Source organism: Kitasatospora sp. NPDC008115 (assembly GCF_042957205.1).
GTDB lineage: Bacteria > Actinomycetota > Actinomycetes > Streptomycetales > Streptomycetaceae > Kitasatospora.
The window spans coordinates 161,246-176,859 of sequence record NZ_JBIBHU010000014.1 but is presented as its reverse complement, the minus strand read 5'-3'; the positions used below and the strand labels follow the sequence as shown (position 1 = coordinate 176,859).

The following is a 15,614-nucleotide window of genomic DNA, read 5'->3' as shown; positions in this document are numbered from 1 at the left end:
CGGAAACGTCCCACGTGTTCATTCCGACTTCGATTTGCCGATCGAAGCAGGTCAAGTCCCGAAAACGTGACGAAATTCCCGGCCGCCGGGTTCTCCGCGCGCTCCTAGCACATCACCCGGGGCCGAAAACATCCCAGGTTCCTTGGATGGAAATTTCATTCGTGGGCGAGGAAGAATCCGGTGACTCGCCGGGCAGGCACGCACTGGCATGCCCCTGGCAGCCCGACCAACAGGAGGACCCCTGTGGAAGCCGTCCCACGGCGTCACCTTCGCCGTCGCCTCGCCGCACTGGCCACGCTGACCGTCACGCTCGCGGGGCTCAGCGGCATCGCCGCGGGCGCGGCACACGCCGACCCGCTCCCCCGGCCGCCGTCCGACACCTGCAACCCGAACCTGGAGACGATCTGGCAGGACGTCGTCAACGTCCGGGTCACCCCCACGATCACGCACTGGGCCGGCATCTCCATCGCACCCGGCACCACCGGCACCTTCACGGAAACGCTCTCCCAGGTCGACACCGTCAGCACCACCTACAACAACTCGGTGGAGATCACCGCGCAGGCCGGCCTGCTGTTCGCCAAGGTCTCCGCCAAGGTCGGCTTCTCGGTGCAGAAGACCAAGGCCAGCACCAGCAGTTGGTCACAGACGCTCACCCTGAACTTCAACCGGCCCGGCGAGTACGGGATGTTCAAGGGGACCCACAGGATCGAGGGCGACTTCGTCCGCTACCAGTGCGCCCGGACCGGCGCGAACACCGGCGTCTGGGTGAACACCCTGCCCGGCGGCACGAGCACCTACGAGACGTTCGACGTCGAGATCAAGGGCTCCGTCGCCTGCGACAGCACCGTGGTCCCCGGCAGCGTCCAGGAGCTGGCCCGGCGCGGGCTGACGTGCGCGTGAGCGCGGTCGCGCGCCGGGTTCGCGCGCTCGCCGCACTGGTGCCCGCCCTCGCCAGCGCCCTGCTGCTGTTCGCCGCCCCGCAGGCCTCGGCGGCCGGTTCACTGCCGGGCCCGTTCGGCACGGTGTGCGACCCGACCCTGGTCAGGTTCCAGAGCCCCTACAGCGACTGGGGCAAGCCTGCGGACCCCAGCAGCTTCCCTCGCACAAGGAAGTACGGTCCGACCTTTCTCTCCGCCCACCCCTACAAGAAGTTCGACCCGGACCGGCCGTTCCGCCGCCACCAGGCCGAACTGCTGACCGAGGATTGGGAAGGGCTCACCCGCTGGAACATCTGCCGGGGCGAGGGGCCGTCCGCCTACCTCACCACCTGGCCGAGCTTCGAGTGCCTCACCGTCACCGATCCGGTGAGCAGCCCCAACGCCGAGGTCACCGTCAACGGGTGCGTCGAGATCCAGGGCCGGGGACTCAAGTTCCTCATCCACACCAACGAAGCGGGCTGGTCGGTGATCCAGGACGAGCGCTGGGGCTACTACCTCGACGCCGTCCGGACCACCTATCGGGACGAGGTCTACGGGACGGTGTGGATCTACACCCTCAAGCTGTCCGCCGAGAGCGCCCTGGCGTTCCGGATCGTCTGACCTGCTTCGCCCCGTCGAGCAACAGCTCGACGGGGCGAAGGCACAGCAGGCTTGTGTCGCGTCGGACGGCCCGGACCCGCCGGCCTTGACCTTGTCGTAGCGGCAATGTTTAGCGTCCCGGGTCATGACCATCTCAGTGATTGACAGCGCCGCGGGCATGAGACGCGTACTGGAGGCGTCGCCCGCGGATCGAGCGGACCGGGTGCGTGACCTGTGGTCTCCCCTGGCGGGCATGTACTTCTTCGTCCCGGGCGGGGTGGACATGGCGACGGTCCACCAGCAGAACTTCGGCTTTCCGGTGAACGGCTCGGACACCGTCGACGAGCGGGTCCGCGAGGGCCTCGACGCGCTGGTGGCCGCCAACGCCTGGGAGCGTGTCGGCGCGGCCCTCCAGGAGGGCGTCGCCGCCCTCACGTCGGCGGTCCCGAAGCTGACGATTCCCGACCTTCAGGTCCTGCTTGTCCTGGGTGATCCGACGAACACGTACTTCATGACCGAAGTCGACGGCGTCTCGGGCTTCGGGGGCATCAGCGGCTACATCACCATCACCGTGTGGCCGCACCCCGTCGTCCTCGACCGGTTGGAGGCGATCGCGGTGCACGAGCTGCACCACAATGTGCGCTACTCACCGGGTGGCGTCGTGTGGGACCCCGCCACCGTCACCGTGGGCGAGCACGTCGTCTCCGAGGGCCTGGCCGACGTGTTCGCCGCCGAACTGCACGGAGAACGGGGCCACACCCACTTCGTCGGAGACCGGACCCGAACCGATGACGCCGTACTGGCGAAGGTCGCCTCAGGGCTCGGCGTCACGGGCATGGCCGACTTCGCCTCCTGGGTCCTCGGCGATGCCGCCGCGGCATTGCTCGGAGCCCGCCAGGTCGGACTGCCCACCGGTGCCGGCTACGCGGCGGGCGCCCGCCTGGTGCGCGCCTACCTCGACGCGGCCGGCACGACCGCCGCCGGCAGTGTCCACACTCCCTCGGCCGACATCCTGGAGGTCGCCCTGCCGCGTTTGGGCCTGACGCCGGACGCGCCACACTGAATCAGCCCCAGTTCTGCAACTGCTGGACCAGGTCGGCGTCGCCCTCCATCCGCAGCGAGCCGGCCGGGATGCGCATGTACATGAGCAGGGCCATCTCACTCGCCGTGCCGTAGACGGCGGCGGTGGGCTTGCTCTCGGCGGCCTCCGCCGCGGTGAGGCGGGTGAAGCGGGAACCGGCGGCGTCCACCGTCTGGCGCCAGGAGCCGGCCTCGGCTACGTGGTAGTCCATGGTGGCGGGCTCGCCCGGCCACGGGACCGTGACGGTGCAGACGGTGGCGAGGAACTCCTCGACGGCGTCGACCGCCTCGGTCGTCGGCAGCTCCTGGGGGGCGCCGGCGGCCAGCTGGGCGTCGTAGGTGTGGATCAGCGACTCCGGGACGCGGCGGCGGGCCGCGGCGGCCACGGTGTGCGGCGAGGCCAGCGGCTCCCACCAGGCCCAACAGCCCCGCTCCGGGCCGGCCTCGCGCAGAGCAGCAAGCAACTGCTCCGTCGAATCGGCCAGCCAGGCTATGAGGGCCTCGCGCTCCCTGGGCGCCGCCAGCCCGTCCTTGCTCGGCCGCTCGTCGCCCGGCGCGGTGTTCAGCACGATGTGCGCCCAGAAGCGGTCCCCCTCACTGAGGTGGTTCGCCAGGTCGTACAGCGTCCAGCCCGGGCAGGACGGGACGTCGGCGTCGAGGCTGGGGGCCTCGGCGACGGCGGCGCGGAACGCGGCGGACCGCTCGGCAATCATCCGCAGGAGGGTGGGGAAGTTGAGATGCTCAGTCACGCAGCCCTTGTATCACCCTAACCGGAACTCTCGCACTCGATTTTGGTCCCGGATGAGATGCTCTCCTACAGCGTGTCCTATGTGGTGATCGGGTCCAAGGGCTGTCCCCCAGGAAGTGGTTGATCAGGCCGGGTCGACGAGGTGGAGGCAGTGGTGGAGTGGACCGTGCACGAGCTCGCCGAGCGTGCGGGCATCAGCGGCCGCACGCTGCGCCACTACCACCGCATCGGGCTGCTCGACCCCGACCGCGTCGGGTCCAACGGTTACCGGTACTACGGACCCGACGCGGTCGCGCGGTTGCAACGGATCCTGCTGCTGAGGGACACCGGGATGCCCCTGGCCCGGATCGCGGCCGTTCTGGACGCGGAGAGCTCACCCACCGCGGAGATCGACGCCCTGCTGACACACCTGGACCAGCTCAAGGCCGATCGTCTGGCGCTGGAACGTCGCATCCAGGCGGTCGAGCACACGGTGCAGATGCGCCGTGCGGGCCTTCACCCCCCGATGGACGTGATGCTCCAGGGCTTCAACGACCACTACGAGGACGAGGTTGTCCGGCGCTGGGGACAGGAGGTTTTCGACGCCTCGAACGAGTGGTGGCATTCGAAGTCCATCGGCCAGCAACGTGACTGGAAAGCCAGGAGCGAAGCGCTTGTGCACCGCTGGTCCGCACTCCGGGAAGCGGGCGAGGCCCCGGACTCGCCCGCTTCGCAGGCCCACGCGGCTGTCCATGTGGCCTGGTTCGCCGAGATCCCCGGCACTCCGACCCACGCGGGCGACCACGAACGCTCGGCCGCCATGATCTGTGGAGTAGCCGCCATGTACGAGACCGACCCCGACTTCCACCACACCTTCGGCAGCCCCGACGCTGCCCGCCTCGCAGCCGCAGCCCTACGCATTCACGTCCAGAGGACGGGGACGGGAACGGAGACGGGGACGGGGACGACCAGCGGCTGACGGGCCTTTCCCTCCGGAAGGCAGGTCTGCTGCACATGCTTCAATCGCGGGCGGTCACTTCGCTGAGGGGCCGGCCCTGCGCTTCGGGGCGGAAGACAGTCGTCGGGAGGAATGGAACGCATGCTCGAAGTACCATCCCTGCAAGGTTCTCCGGCCGGTACTTCCCAACCTCCGCAGTGGCGTGGTCGGACGGAGACATCCCTGTAGAGAAGTCGAAGGGCAGAGGGCGATGAGTGTGACTGAGAGTTGGTCACGTGTGATGAGTCTTCTTCGGGAGCACGCGCCGGCCGATCACACGGAGCTGCCAGGGCCCGCTACGGAGCAGATGCTCGCGGCAGCCGAGGAACGGATGGGGATCTCCTTGCATGGGGACCTGCGGACCTGGCTGTTGCAGAACAATCTGGATCTGCCGGAGGAAGACGTCGACGACGACGTCATGTGCTGCGGCTTCGACGGGTTCCCCGACGAGGGAAGCTTCTTTCTGGGCATCCGGGCGATGGAGAGGCTCTACGCGAACCGCTCCACGTCCTGCGGATTCGACCCTCCGGACCAGCCGGACAGTCCGTTCTGGCGTAACGAGTGGATCCCGTTCCTGTCGGACCAGGACGGCTGGATGGGAAAGTTCATCGACGTGCGGGACGGACGCGTCGGCCGCTGGTTCGTGGGTGGCCCTACGATCACGGGCGAGTACGATTCAATGGCCCAGTACTTCGACTCCGTAGCGGAGACGCTGACGAGGATCGCCGAGGGAAGCTTCCCGGTCTGTCGGTTCACCGAAGGTCGACTTGCCTGGTCGTGAGACGGTTCCCAACTGGATGACCGTCGCACGACGCCCCAAGCAACGGGCCCCGACCGGGAAACCGGTCGGGGCCCACACAGTGAACTCGCGTCAGACTGCGCCGAACTCGCCATCCTGGACGCCGGCGACGAACGCGTGCCAGGCCGAGGCCGGGAAGACGAGGGCCGGGCCCTCGGGATCCTTGGAGTCGCGCACCGGGACGGCACCGGCGAAGCTCGCGGAAACCTCCACGCACTGACCGCCATTGTTGGAGTGCGACGACTTGAACCAGGACGCCTTCGACAAGTCAGGGTTCATGGAGTTAGCTCCCTTCGAGCCTTGTGGATCAGTGCCAGGGATGCCGCCTTGGGCAGGGCTTCCACCACCAGCTGATCGTACTCCCTCTCCCACCCCGAGACGATTTCACGCCTTCGTTCAAGGTAGCCGCGAGCAAGCGATTCGGCGTATCCGACGACCGAGCCGTCAGGTAGGTCAAGCAAGGTCACCGGCATCGTGAACGGCAGGTTCTCCCCCAATGAGAACGGTGCCACCTGAATGGTGATGTTCGGCCGAGCCGCCAGCTCCACGATGTGGTCCAACTGCTTGACCATGACGATCCGTCCGCCGATCGTGCGCACCAGACAGTCCTCGTCCAGCACCGCGTGGATCAGTGGCGGCTTCTTCCTGTCTAGCACCCGCTGACGGGCCAGCACGAACTCGACTCGCTGCTCGGCCTCGGACTGGGTGATCGCGCCCCGCTCGACTGCTGTGTACGCCAATGCCTCGGCGTACTCCTGGACCTGGAACAGGCCAGTCACGATGGTCAGCGCAAACTCGCGCAGACGGCGACACTTCGCCTCACCGTCCGCGAACTCCGGGAAGCCCTCCAGGAGGCTGGCCTTCGTATGCCGGCGCCAGAGTTCGTAGAACGTGCCTCCGGTTTCAAACACCTGGTCAGCTTTAACAGCGAAGTTCATTGTTGGAGGACGCTTCGCTCGTTCGACGTACGACACCAGGGTATTGGAGTACCCCATGCGCTTCGCCAGGGCGACCTGCGACCAGCCCTTCACCCTTCGCAGCCTGGCAAGTTCCTGACCGAAGCGAACAGCCGGAGATGACATCGCGTCAACAACGAGCTCATCCATGAACGCTGGCACCTTTCACGCGCCCAATTGGTCAACGTTCAGACCCTGGCCATCGTAAACCGGAGGGGGTCACTATGGCTACGCCCCGTGAAAGATCGGGGACCCTGCGCAACCAATGGAGCCCCCATGCCCATTTACTCCCCCACCGTCGGCGAGGTCGTCCGGGACCTCGGGCACCGCGACTTCACCGGCAAGCCCGTCGAGGCCGTCTACATGGACACCCTCGCCAAGCTCGCCTACCTCCGCCCCGAATCCGGCGGGTGCGAGTGGACCACCAAGCCCGAACACATCCAGCCCCTCGCCGAACCCCGCTTCATCAACGTCCAGCACCCCAGCCGGCCCCGCACCGCCGACGTGGCGTGAACCGCACCCTCAAGCTGGTCGCCACCGCTATCGGCGTCCCCACGCTCTCCGCCCTCGCCGCCGCGCTCGTCTGCTGGCCGATCCACGACGGGCCGCTCGGGCCGCAGTTGCTGATCTTCGGGCTTATCCTCTCGGCCGGAATCTCGGCCGGACTGCCCGCCTGCTTCACCTGGATCGCATCCGAAAGAGACTAGGAGCCTCCATGCTCAACCAGCTCCCCGCCATCCTCACCACCCCGCCCCGCCGACGCCTCGGCCACCAGGCCCTCATCCTCAACCGCGACGGCGCCCTCCTCCTCATCGGAACGGCCTACAAGTCCGGCCTCATGCTCCCCGGCGGCAGCGCCGAGGCCAACGAACTCCCCCACCTCGCCGCCCGCCGGCACACCGAGACCGAAACCGGCCTCGTCCTCCCCCTCCGCCGCATCCTCGCCACCGACTACGTCGACGCCCGGACCCTCCCCGAAGGCGTCAACTTCGTCTACTGGGGCGGCCGCCTCACCTCCGCCCAGGAAACCACCGTCGCCCGCCACCGACCCCCCGCCACCATCACCGGCGTCCACTGGCTCCACCCCGCCCAACTCCCCGACGCCATGCCCCCCGACCAGCACCGCCGCACCACCCAAGCCCTCGAAGCCCTCACCCGGGGCACCCACCTCCCCTTCCTCCTCCGCGGCATCCCCGCCGAATAGCCGGACGGCGCCGCACCTCAGCCCAGCATGGTCGCGGCGAGCACCGCGAGCGCGATCGTGCACGCCGCCGCTGTCAGCGCCCCTCGCGCTGACAGCGGTCGCGGCCGTGGCGTCCCCATCCCGACCACCCGCCGGTGAGCGGTGCGCAGGAAGCCCAGCCAGCTGAGGGCGACCAGCGGAACCACCGTCAACGGAACCTGTTTGACCGCCAGCAGCGCCGCCACCGTGTACGAGAGCGTCGTGCGCCGCCAGGCCAGCCGCGTACGCTCGGGCTGGAGTCCAGGATCGCGCCCCGCCGTGGTCACGGCCCCTCCCAGTCGAAGAGGACCACCACCACCATCGCCACCGCCACGGTCGCCACGCCCAGGCTGATCAGCGTCGGGAACCGCGAGACCGGAAGGTCCTTCCCGAGCCGCATCGCCCGCTCGCACCGCACCCAGTGGTTGACCGCCCGCAGCGCGCAGAGCACCCCCGCGACCAGCAGCGCGAGCGCCAGTCCGGCGCGCACGCCCCACGCCAGCCCCGGCAGGAACTGGTCGACGGCGAACCCGCCGCCGACCAGCGCCAGCGCCGTCCGGATCCAGGCGAGGAAGGTGCGTTCGTTGGCCAGCGAGAACCGGTAGTCGGGGGTGTCCCCCTCGTCGTGGATGCCCTGCGGCGCGAACCACAGCCGCAGGTTCCGTATGCGCTCGCTCATGGGGAGACCGTGCGGAAACCGGCGTTGGCCATGGACGAGTCCGGGGTGTTCGACGTCCGCGCCGCGTTGCGGTAGCGGTTGCAGTAGGAGTCGTGGCAGAGGAAGGACCCGCCTCGCATGACCCTCGGCGCATGCGGGCCCAACCCGGCCGGGCCGGTGGGATCGTGCACGGTCCCCGCCGCGAGGTCCCGACTGTAGGTGTCCACGGCCCACGCGTCGGCGCACCACTCCCACACATTGCCGACGGTCTGCCAGAGTCCGTAGGCGTTGGGGGCGTACGTTCGCACGGGGGCCGTGGTGAGGAAGCCGTCGTCCAGGGTGTTCTCCGTCGGGAAGGCGCCCTGCCAGATGTTCAGCGGCCAGCCCTCACCGAGTTCGTCGCCCCACGGGTAGCGCCTGCCGTCGAGTCCGCCGCGCGCGGCCGCCTCCCACTGGGCCTCGGTCGGCAGGGCGCGGCCGGCCCAGGCGCAGTAGGCCTGGGCGTCGTTCCAGGAGACGTGGACGACGGGGTGCTCCTCCAACCCGTCGATCGACGACCGCGGGCCTCCCGGATGCCGCCAGTCCGCGCCCCTGACACCACGCCACCACGGCGTCTGCGGCGGCTGCCCGAGGATGTCGCTCGGGTCGGCGGCGAGCGCGAGGTGGAAGACGGCGGAGAAGCCGAAGGTCTCCGCCTCGGTGCGGTATCCGGTCGCGGCCGCGAACTTCGCCCAGTCGGCGTTGGTGACGCTGGTCGTGTCGATGTCGAAGGCGGTGAGGGACACCGGGTGGACGGGGGTCTCCCCGTCGGCCGGTGTGCCGTCGCCGTGGGTGTCGCCCATCCGGAAGGTCTGCGCGGGGATGTGCGCCTGCGGGACGGTGTGTGCGGACGGCCCCGCCGGCTTCGGCTGCCCCGACGGGGGCGAGGGGACGGCGGGCCCGGAGACGCGCCGGGGGGCGCAGCAGCCGGTGCGGTGCTCGGGTCGGTCCATGGTGCTTCCTTGCGGGGGTGTGGGCCGAGACCGTGCCCGAGCCGGGTCGACGGCTCGGGCACGGTCTCGGCCCGGGAGGGGCGATCAGCGCTTGAACGCGGCGAGGAGGACCGCGGGGTCGAGCACGGCGGCGTCCGGCGTGTACTCGCCGTCGAGCAGCAGCCGAAGGTAGCGGCCGGCGCTGCTGAGGTACTCGCCGCCCGAGGTCGCGGCCGCCTCGACGACCTCCCGGTACGGGCGCACCCGGTCGAGGTCGAGGTAGGTGAGGGCGTTGACCGCCTCCAGGCGGGTCCACGGTGTGTCCTCCGACACCGCCACGCGGGCGAGGGCCTGGTAGGCGGCTTCATCGCCGGCCTGTCGTGCGAGGGCCTCGGCGGCGGGAACGACGACGGACGGCTCGGGGTCGGCGAGGGCCGTGCGGAGCGGGGCCGTCGCGTCGGGGGCGTCGGGGGTGAGCCGGAGGATGCCGATGGCGGCCCAACGGCGCACGGTCGCGTCGTCGTCGCCGAGGGCGGTCAGCAGTTCCGGGAGTGCACTCTCGTCCCGCTCCAGCCCCCGGTCGGCGAGGTCGAGGATCCGCTCCAGCGGGTAGGCGCCGGGGGTGCGGCTCGCGTCCCAGCCGAGGAGCGGCGAGTCCTCGGGCAGGAACCCGTTGTCGTGGCGGGCGAGGATGTGGTCGCGCAGCGCCTGGCGCAGCCCGGCCTCGACCTGGGCGTACTCGGGGCGCCCGGCCAGGTTCTCGACCTCGTCCGGGTCGGCGTCCACGTCGTAGAGCTCGACCGGGTCGGCGGGCAGCCACCACCGTTCCTGCTCGGGGGTCAGCCGTCCGGCGGTGTGCTCCGTCTCCCAGGAGCGGAAGCCGGCGGCGTTCCAGGCGAAGGCCTGGTGCTGGATCACCGGGCGGTGCGGCGTGTAGTTGCGCAGGTAGCGGAAGCGGCGGCTGCGGACGGTGCGCACCAGGCTGAAGCGTTCGTCCATCCGGCCGCGCTCGCCGAACGCCAGCGCCGGCCTGGTCGGCGCGGTCAGCGGCGGCTCCGCCATCTGCGGGGGGACGGGGAGGCCGGCGAGGGCGAGCACGGTCGGGGCGACGGACAGCGTCGAGACCGGGTCGGGGTGCCGCGATCCGGCGGGTGCCAGCCGCTCGGCCAGCCGGGGCGGGGCGGACACCAGCAGCGGCACGTGCAGGCCCTCGTCGTAGAGGTAGCGCTTGCTCCTCGGGGTGACACCGCCGTGGTCGGAGGTGAGGAGCACGACGGTGTCCTCGGCGAGGCCGTCCTCGGCCAGCTGGCCGAGCAGGCCCGCGACGAACGCGTCCAGCCGGGCGACGGCGCTGTAGTAGCGGGCGAAGTCCGCCCGCACCTCGGGGGTGTCCGGCAGGTAGCGGGGCAGGCGGATCGCTTCGAGCGGTACGGCGGGCGTCAGCGGCTCGCCGAACACCGCGGACGATCCGAACGCGCGCGCGAGGGGGGAGTTCTCGTCGAAGACCGAGGACTCGTGCGTCGGGTCGTAGTTGAACACGGCGAGGAACGGTGCTCCGGCGGGCCGGTCGCGCCAGTGCGCCGTCCGGGAGGACTCGTCCCAGATCGCGTTCGCGTCCACGTCGAGGTTGTAGTCGGTCTTGGCGTTGTTGGTGCAGTAGTACCCGGCGTCGCGGAAGAGCTCGGGGTAGGTCGCCATCCAGTCCGGGCGGGCGGCGACGGCGCGCATCCGGTCGGCGGGCGAGTGGCTCTCGGGTGCGATTCCGGTGAGCAGGGAGAAGCGCGAGGGCGCGCACACCGGGGCCGGGGAGTAGGCGCGTTCGTAGAGCACTCCGCGCGAGGCGAGGGCGTCGATGGCCGGCGTCACGGCGTGCGGGTCGCCGTAGCAGCCGAACCAGGGCGGGCAGTCCTCCGAGACGATCCAGAGGATGTTCGGCCGTTGCGCGACAGTACCCATGGCGGGCCTCCTATATCTACCGACTACTCGGTAGATATAGCAGGCCGACCAGGGATCGCGCTACAGATCCGTCCGCAGATGCCGGGTGGCCTGCTCGAAAACGTCGAGCAGGTCCATCGCGGGGCGGTGGAGCGCCTGGAGCTGCAGACCGTCCATCAGGGCGATCAGCGACGCGGCGGCGGCCTCGGGTTCGACGCCGGCGGCGATCCGGCCCCGCGCCACCTCCGAGCGCAGGTGTTCGGCGAACCGCGCGTGCGTGGTCTCGTACCGGCGCAGGAAGTACTCGTGGGCCGGGTGCTCGGGATCGGTCGCCTCCGCGGCCAGGGTCACGAAGAGCCGCATGAAGCCGGGGTCGTCGCGGTTGCGCCGCAGCACGAAGCGGCAGGCCCCGAGCGCACCCTCCGCCGCGATCGCCTCGTCGAGCTTGGCCTGCGTGAGCGCGTTGCGCTGCTCCAGCGTCGCCAGGAGGAGCTGTTCCTTGGTGGGGAAGTAGTGCAGCAGGCCCTGGATGGTCAGGCCGACCTCGTCGGCGACGGCCTTGAGGGAGCCCTGCCGGTAGCCCTGCTGGCCGAAGACGGCGATGGCCGCCTCGACGATCTGGGCGCGGCGGCGTTCCGGCGAGGTGCGCGGTGCGCGGGTCCTCGGGCGAGCGGTGGGTGCGGCATCCGTCATGGTCCGAATCGTAGTGCCGCACCCATTGTGCTACCTACCGAGTACTCGGTATATATACCGAACGCCCTCGGACCGATGAGGGCAAAGTGGGAGAAAGGTCGCATCGTCGTGGACTACGAGAGATCCGTCGCTCCAGTGGACGTGCCGGTCGGCAAGGCCGCCGGACCCGCCGCCGCCACCGAGGCGTCCGGCGCGAAGCGCGAACACCACCCCGAGAAGCTCGTCTCGGCGGGATTCCAGGCGTCACTGTTCCTCGCGTTCCTCGGCATGTGGACCGCCCTGCTGCCCGCGACCGGCATCACCCTGGCGCTCCGGGTGAACCAGATCGATCCCGACGGGAAGGCGGCCAGCCTCTCGCTGGTGCTCGGTGTCGGCGCGTTCGTCGCCCTCGTCGCGCAGAACCTGTTCGGCGCGCTGAGCGACCGCACCACCAGCCGGTTCGGCATGCGCAAGCCGTGGATCGCCTCCGGCATGGTCACCGGCGCCGCCAGCCTGCTGCTCCTCGCCTCGGCCGACAGCATCCCACTGCTGGTGCTCGCCTGGGCGCTGACTCAGCTGACCTTCAACGCCCTGATCGCCGGCCTCAACCCGGTCATCCCCGACCAGGTGCCCAAGCGGCAACTCGGCCGTGTCTCCGGGCTGATGGGCATCACCCAGGTGCTCGCCGGGGTCGGCGGCGCCTTCCTCGCGCAGCTGTTCCTGCCCAACCTCACGGCCGCCATGCTGATCCCCGGGCTGTTCATGCTGGTCTTCGTGACCGTGTTCCTGCGCGTCCTGAAAGACCGCCGGGCCGAGCGCGCGGACCTGCCGCCGTTCAGCCTGCTGACCCTGCTCAAGGCGTTCTGGACCAGCCCGCGCGAGGCCCCCGACTTCGCGCTGGCCTGGATCTCCCGGCTGATGGTCATGTTCGGCAACATGACGCTGACGAACTACCAACTGTTCTTCCTGCTCGACCGGTTCGACTACACCGAGGACACCGTCGGCCCCGCGGTGCTGCTCCTCACGGTCATCAACGCGGTCACGGCGATCCCCACCAGCATCGTCTTCGGACGGATCTCCGACCGCCTGGGCCGTCGGAAGATCTTCGTGCTGGTCTCCGCGGTCGTCCTCTCGGTCGCCCACATCGTCGCCGGCTTCGCACCGAACTTCGCGACGTTCGTCGCCTCCTCGGTGATCGCCGGCTTCGCGATGGGCGCCTATCTGTCGGTCGACCAGGCGTTGGTGGCGGAGGTGCTGCCCTCCCGCACGGACGTGGCCAAGGACATGGCCGTGCTGCACCTCGCGAACGTGCTGCCGCAGACGCTGGTGCCGGTCACCGCGCCGCTGTTCCTGATGATCGGCGGCGGGTCGAGCAACTACGCCGCGCTGTTCCTCGGCGGCGCCGTCATCGCCATCGTCGGCGCCGTCGCGAACCAGTTCATCCGATCCGTCCGCTGAGCCCGGTAGCGGACAAGGCCACGACAACCCTCAAGAGACACAACAACCCTCAAGAGAACGGAAGAGGAATCCATGACCGACACCACCGCCCCCGCCGCCGGACTGCCCGACCAGGTCCACGATCTCACCCTGGCGGAGAAGGCGTCGCTGACCAGCGGCGCGAGCTTCTGGCGCACCAAGGCCGTCGAGCGCCACGGCATACCCTCGGTCATGCTCACCGACGGCCCGCACGGCCTGCGCAAGCAGCGCGAGGGAGGCGACCACCTCGGCCTCGGCGACAGCGTCCCGGCCACCTGCTTCCCGCCCGCCGTCGGCCTCGGCTCCTCCTGGGACGCCGACCTCGCCCGCCGGGTCGGCGAGGCGCTCGGCATCGAGGCCTCGATCGAGGACGTCGCGGTGCTGCTCGGTCCCGGCATCAACATCAAGCGCTCGCCGCTGTGCGGCCGCAACTTCGAGTACCTCTCCGAGGACCCGGTCGTCTCGGGCGTGATCGGAGCCGCGCTGGTCCAGGGCGTCCAGTCCAAGGGGGTGGGGACCTCGCTCAAGCACTTCGCCGCCAACAACCAGGAGGACGACCGCATGCGGGCGTCGAGCGACGTCGACCCGCGCCCGCTGCGCGAGATCTACCTGCGCGGCTTCCAGCGCGTGGTCCAGGACGCGCAGCCGTGGACGGTGATGTGCTCGTACAACCGCATCAACGGCGTGTACGCCTCCGAGGACCCCTGGCTGCTCACCGGCGTGCTGCGTGACGAGTGGGGCTTCCAGGGCCTGGTGGTGTCGGACTGGGGCGCGGTCAACGACCGCGTCAAGGGCGTCGCGGCGGGCCTGGACCTCGAAATGCCCTCGTCGAACGGCGTGACGGACGCCCTGATCGTCGCCGCGGTCGAGGACGGCTCGCTCGACGGGAGCGTGGTCGACACCGCCGCCGGACGCGTCCTCGACCTCGTCCGCAAGGCGCGGGCGGGCGCGGGCGCCGTCGAGGGGCCGCTCGACGTCGACGCGCACCACGCCCTGGCCCGCGAGGCCGGCGGCCGCTCGATCGTGCTGCTCAAGAACGACGGAGCGCTGCTGCCGCTGGCCAGGGACGCCCGCATCGCCGTCATCGGCGAGTTCGCCGGGAAGCCGCGCTACCAGGGCGCCGGCTCCTCGCTGATCAACCCGACCCGCCTGGACAACGCGCTCGACGAGATCCGCGCGCTCTCGACCGGCGCCGTGCTCCACGCCCAGGGCTTCACGAGCGCGCTCGGGACCACGGACGCCGAGGCCGCGGCGCTGCGCGAGGAGGCGGTGGCAGCGGCGGCCGGTGCCGAGGTCGCCGTCCTCTTCCTCGGGCTTCCGGCGCGGCTGGAGTCCGAGGGGTACGACCGCGAGGACATCGACCTCCCCGCCGTCCAGCTCGAACTTCTCAACGCGGTGCTCGACGCCAACCCGAACACGGTGGTCGTCCTCTCCAACGGCGGCGTCGTGGCCCTGCCCTTCGCCGACCGCGTACCGGCCGTCCTCGAAGGCTGGCTGCTGGGCCAGGCCGGCGGCGGCGCGACCGCCGACGTGCTGTTCGGCGAGGTCAACCCGTCGGGCAAGCTCACCGAGACGATCCCGCTCCGGCTGGAGGACACCCCCGCGTTCCTGGACTTCCCGGGCGAGTTCTCGCACGTGCGGTACGGCGAGGGGCTGTTCGTCGGCTACCGCTGGTACGACGCGCGCCGGATGGCGGTGGCGTTCCCCTTCGGCCACGGCCTGTCGTACACCACCTTCGCGTACGGGGCCGCCTGCGCCGCGGTCAACGCCGCGGGCGACATTGACGTGACGGTGACGGTGACCAACACCGGCGACCGCGAGGGCCGCGAGGTGGTGCAGGTCTACACGGCGCTGCCCGGCGGCGCCGTGCAGCGCCCGGTACGGGAACTGAAGGCGTTCGCCTCGGTGAACCTCGCGCCGGGCGAGACGCGCGAGGTCGCCTTGACGGTGCGCCGCGAGGACCTCGCGTACTGGGACATCCGCGCGGACCGCTGGGTCGTGGAGGGCGGCGACTACGTCGTCGACGTCGCCGCCTCCAGCCGCGACATCCGCTCGACCACCGGCGTGGAGGTCGCCGGCGACCACGTCCTCCTGCCGCTGTCGCGTACGTCGACCCTCGGCGAGGCCCTGCGGCACCCCGTCGCCGGCCCGGTCCTCCAGGACGCACTGGGCCGGATGCTCGGCGATGTGAACGCCGCCGCGTCGGTCATGCCCGAGGGCGTCGACTTCACCAAGATGATGGAGTCCTTCCCCATCGGCCGCCTCGGCATGATGGCCGCGCTGGGCGACGGGGGCGGTGCCGGAGGCAATGCGTCGGAGCAGATCGACGGCCTGATCGCCCTCGCCAACTCCTCCGGGCAGCACGACGTGAGCTGAACCACGCGCGTCCCGGGCCTCCTCCCCCCGGCGACCCCGAAGAGGTGCCGAGCGTCACACTGAGCGACGCGGGCCGCCCGGCGGCCCGCGTCCGGCCCGGTATTGCAGGGCGAACGCCCTCCCGGCACAGGCCGAGGGCCCGTCCGATTCGGGACCTCCGCCCTGTTTTCCCCTGACCTTCGGCCCCGGGGACCCGCCCCTCGACCCGGGCAACTGTGGACGGTCGCC

18 protein-coding genes are annotated in these 15,614 nt (G+C 70.3%); 10 read left to right on the top strand and 8 right to left on the bottom strand.

Going from position 1 to position 15,614, the window contains the following annotated elements; translation table 11 throughout:
• The first annotated feature begins 243 nt into the window (after positions 1 to 243).
• The 3 genes from ACFZBX_RS19575 to ACFZBX_RS19565 all read left to right on the top strand — a co-directional run bounded on the left by ACFZBX_RS19575 (position 244) and on the right by ACFZBX_RS19565 (position 2,580).
• Positions 244 to 900, top strand: coding sequence for a hypothetical protein (locus ACFZBX_RS19575; protein ID WP_391534995.1), 657 nt, complete (start codon positions 244 to 246; stop codon positions 898 to 900).
• Complete coding sequence (locus tag ACFZBX_RS19570; RefSeq protein ID WP_391534994.1) at positions 897 to 1,538, top strand: hypothetical protein; 642 nt, start codon at positions 897 to 899, stop codon at positions 1,536 to 1,538. The genes ACFZBX_RS19575 and ACFZBX_RS19570 overlap by 4 nt, the downstream gene beginning before the upstream one ends.
• Positions 1,539 to 1,770: 232 nt before the next feature.
• Complete coding sequence (locus ACFZBX_RS19565; RefSeq protein ID WP_391534993.1) at positions 1,771 to 2,580, top strand: DUF2268 domain-containing protein; 810 nt, start codon at positions 1,771 to 1,773, stop codon at positions 2,578 to 2,580.
• A gap of 1 nt (position 2,581) precedes the next feature.
• Here the strand turns inward: ACFZBX_RS19565 and ACFZBX_RS19560 are convergent, their stop codons facing one another.
• A complete protein-coding gene (locus ACFZBX_RS19560; RefSeq protein ID WP_391534992.1) occupies positions 2,582 to 3,346 on the bottom strand; it encodes a maleylpyruvate isomerase family mycothiol-dependent enzyme in 765 nt (254 codons plus the stop codon).
• Between the two features lie 165 nt (positions 3,347 to 3,511).
• Here ACFZBX_RS19560 and ACFZBX_RS19555 point away from each other — a divergent pair, with 165 nt between their 5' ends.
• Together ACFZBX_RS19555 and ACFZBX_RS19550 are read left to right on the top strand one after the other, a co-directional pair.
• Entirely contained in the window at positions 3,512 to 4,303 is a 792-nt protein-coding gene (locus ACFZBX_RS19555) for a MerR family transcriptional regulator (protein WP_391534991.1), read from the top strand.
• A gap of 229 nt (positions 4,304 to 4,532) precedes the next feature.
• Positions 4,533 to 5,102, top strand: coding sequence for an SMI1/KNR4 family protein (locus tag ACFZBX_RS19550; RefSeq protein ID WP_391534990.1), 570 nt, complete (start codon positions 4,533 to 4,535; stop codon positions 5,100 to 5,102).
• 90 nt (positions 5,103 to 5,192) lie between these two features.
• Here the strand turns inward: ACFZBX_RS19550 and ACFZBX_RS19545 are convergent, their stop codons facing one another.
• The gene (locus ACFZBX_RS19545) at positions 5,193 to 5,399 is read right to left on the bottom strand and encodes a DUF397 domain-containing protein (protein ID WP_391534989.1); all 207 of its coding nucleotides are present in this window, start codon (positions 5,397 to 5,399) and stop codon (positions 5,193 to 5,195) included.
• Positions 5,396 to 6,226 (bottom strand): helix-turn-helix domain-containing protein, encoded by an 831-nt coding sequence (locus tag ACFZBX_RS19540; protein WP_391534988.1) that lies wholly within the window; start codon positions 6,224 to 6,226, stop codon positions 5,396 to 5,398. The genes ACFZBX_RS19545 and ACFZBX_RS19540 overlap by 4 nt, the downstream gene beginning before the upstream one ends.
• Positions 6,227 to 6,352: 126 nt before the next feature.
• Here ACFZBX_RS19540 and ACFZBX_RS19535 point away from each other — a divergent pair, with 126 nt between their 5' ends.
• The 3 genes from ACFZBX_RS19535 to ACFZBX_RS19525 are packed head-to-tail and all read left to right on the top strand — an operon-like array spanning position 6,353 to position 7,280.
• The gene (locus ACFZBX_RS19535; RefSeq protein ID WP_391534987.1) at positions 6,353 to 6,589 is read left to right on the top strand and encodes a hypothetical protein; all 237 of its coding nucleotides are present in this window, start codon (positions 6,353 to 6,355) and stop codon (positions 6,587 to 6,589) included.
• The gene (locus tag ACFZBX_RS19530; protein ID WP_391530868.1) at positions 6,586 to 6,783 is read left to right on the top strand and encodes a hypothetical protein; all 198 of its coding nucleotides are present in this window, start codon (positions 6,586 to 6,588) and stop codon (positions 6,781 to 6,783) included. The genes ACFZBX_RS19535 and ACFZBX_RS19530 overlap by 4 nt, the downstream gene beginning before the upstream one ends.
• A gap of 8 nt (positions 6,784 to 6,791) precedes the next feature.
• On the top strand, positions 6,792 to 7,280 hold the full coding sequence (locus tag ACFZBX_RS19525) for an NUDIX domain-containing protein (RefSeq protein ID WP_391534986.1): 489 nt from the start codon (positions 6,792 to 6,794) through the stop codon (positions 7,278 to 7,280).
• Between the two features lie 17 nt (positions 7,281 to 7,297).
• On the opposite strand, the gene ACFZBX_RS19520 is transcribed toward ACFZBX_RS19525, so the two are convergent.
• The 5 genes from ACFZBX_RS19520 to ACFZBX_RS19500 form a co-directional block, all read right to left on the bottom strand.
• Positions 7,298 to 7,585, bottom strand: a complete 288-nt coding sequence (locus tag ACFZBX_RS19520; protein WP_391534985.1) for a DUF202 domain-containing protein — start codon at positions 7,583 to 7,585, stop codon at positions 7,298 to 7,300.
• The gene (locus ACFZBX_RS19515; RefSeq protein ID WP_391534984.1) at positions 7,582 to 7,977 is read right to left on the bottom strand and encodes a YidH family protein; all 396 of its coding nucleotides are present in this window, start codon (positions 7,975 to 7,977) and stop codon (positions 7,582 to 7,584) included. The genes ACFZBX_RS19520 and ACFZBX_RS19515 overlap by 4 nt, the downstream gene beginning before the upstream one ends.
• A complete protein-coding gene (locus ACFZBX_RS19510) occupies positions 7,974 to 8,948 on the bottom strand; it encodes a formylglycine-generating enzyme family protein (protein WP_391534983.1) in 975 nt (324 codons plus the stop codon). The genes ACFZBX_RS19515 and ACFZBX_RS19510 overlap by 4 nt, the downstream gene beginning before the upstream one ends.
• A gap of 84 nt (positions 8,949 to 9,032) precedes the next feature.
• Entirely contained in the window at positions 9,033 to 10,883 is a 1,851-nt protein-coding gene (locus ACFZBX_RS19505; RefSeq protein WP_391534982.1) for a sulfatase-like hydrolase/transferase, read from the bottom strand.
• A 60-nt stretch (positions 10,884 to 10,943) separates the two neighbouring features.
• Complete coding sequence (locus ACFZBX_RS19500) at positions 10,944 to 11,555, bottom strand: TetR/AcrR family transcriptional regulator (protein ID WP_391534981.1); 612 nt, start codon at positions 11,553 to 11,555, stop codon at positions 10,944 to 10,946.
• Between the two features lie 108 nt (positions 11,556 to 11,663).
• On the opposite strand from ACFZBX_RS19500, the gene ACFZBX_RS19495 reads away from it, so the two are divergent.
• Positions 11,664 to 12,992 (top strand): MFS transporter, encoded by a 1,329-nt coding sequence (locus ACFZBX_RS19495; protein ID WP_391534980.1) that lies wholly within the window; start codon positions 11,664 to 11,666, stop codon positions 12,990 to 12,992.
• 72 nt (positions 12,993 to 13,064) lie between these two features.
• Positions 13,065 to 15,386: a glycoside hydrolase family 3 C-terminal domain-containing protein gene (locus ACFZBX_RS19490; protein ID WP_391534979.1), complete on the top strand. Its 2,322-nt coding sequence runs from the start codon at positions 13,065 to 13,067 to the stop codon at positions 15,384 to 15,386.
• Positions 15,387 to 15,614: the final 228 nt, after the last annotated feature.

Bases quoted from the DNA above. Each gene is read 5' to 3' on its own strand.
- ACFZBX_RS19550 (WP_391534990.1), top strand. From the start codon at position 4,533: ATGAGTGTGACTGAGAGTTGGTCACGTGTGATGAGTCTTCTTCGGGAG.
- ACFZBX_RS19510 (WP_391534983.1), bottom strand. From the start codon at position 8,948: ATGGACCGACCCGAGCACCGCACCGGCTGCTGCGCCCCCCGGCGCGTC.
- ACFZBX_RS19490 (WP_391534979.1), top strand. From the start codon at position 13,065: ATGACCGACACCACCGCCCCCGCCGCCGGACTGCCCGACCAGGTCCAC.
- ACFZBX_RS19515 (WP_391534984.1), bottom strand. From the start codon at position 7,977: ATGAGCGAGCGCATACGGAACCTGCGGCTGTGGTTCGCGCCGCAGGGC.
- ACFZBX_RS19545 (WP_391534989.1), bottom strand. From the start codon at position 5,399: ATGAACCCTGACTTGTCGAAGGCGTCCTGGTTCAAGTCGTCGCACTCC.
- ACFZBX_RS19535 (WP_391534987.1), top strand. From the start codon at position 6,353: ATGCCCATTTACTCCCCCACCGTCGGCGAGGTCGTCCGGGACCTCGGG.
- ACFZBX_RS19505 (WP_391534982.1), bottom strand. From the start codon at position 10,883: ATGGGTACTGTCGCGCAACGGCCGAACATCCTCTGGATCGTCTCGGAG.
- ACFZBX_RS19500 (WP_391534981.1), bottom strand. From the start codon at position 11,555: ATGACGGATGCCGCACCCACCGCTCGCCCGAGGACCCGCGCACCGCGC.
- ACFZBX_RS19525 (WP_391534986.1), top strand. From the start codon at position 6,792: ATGCTCAACCAGCTCCCCGCCATCCTCACCACCCCGCCCCGCCGACGC.
- ACFZBX_RS19540 (WP_391534988.1), bottom strand. From the start codon at position 6,226: ATGGATGAGCTCGTTGTTGACGCGATGTCATCTCCGGCTGTTCGCTTC.
- ACFZBX_RS19565 (WP_391534993.1), top strand. From the start codon at position 1,771: ATGTACTTCTTCGTCCCGGGCGGGGTGGACATGGCGACGGTCCACCAG.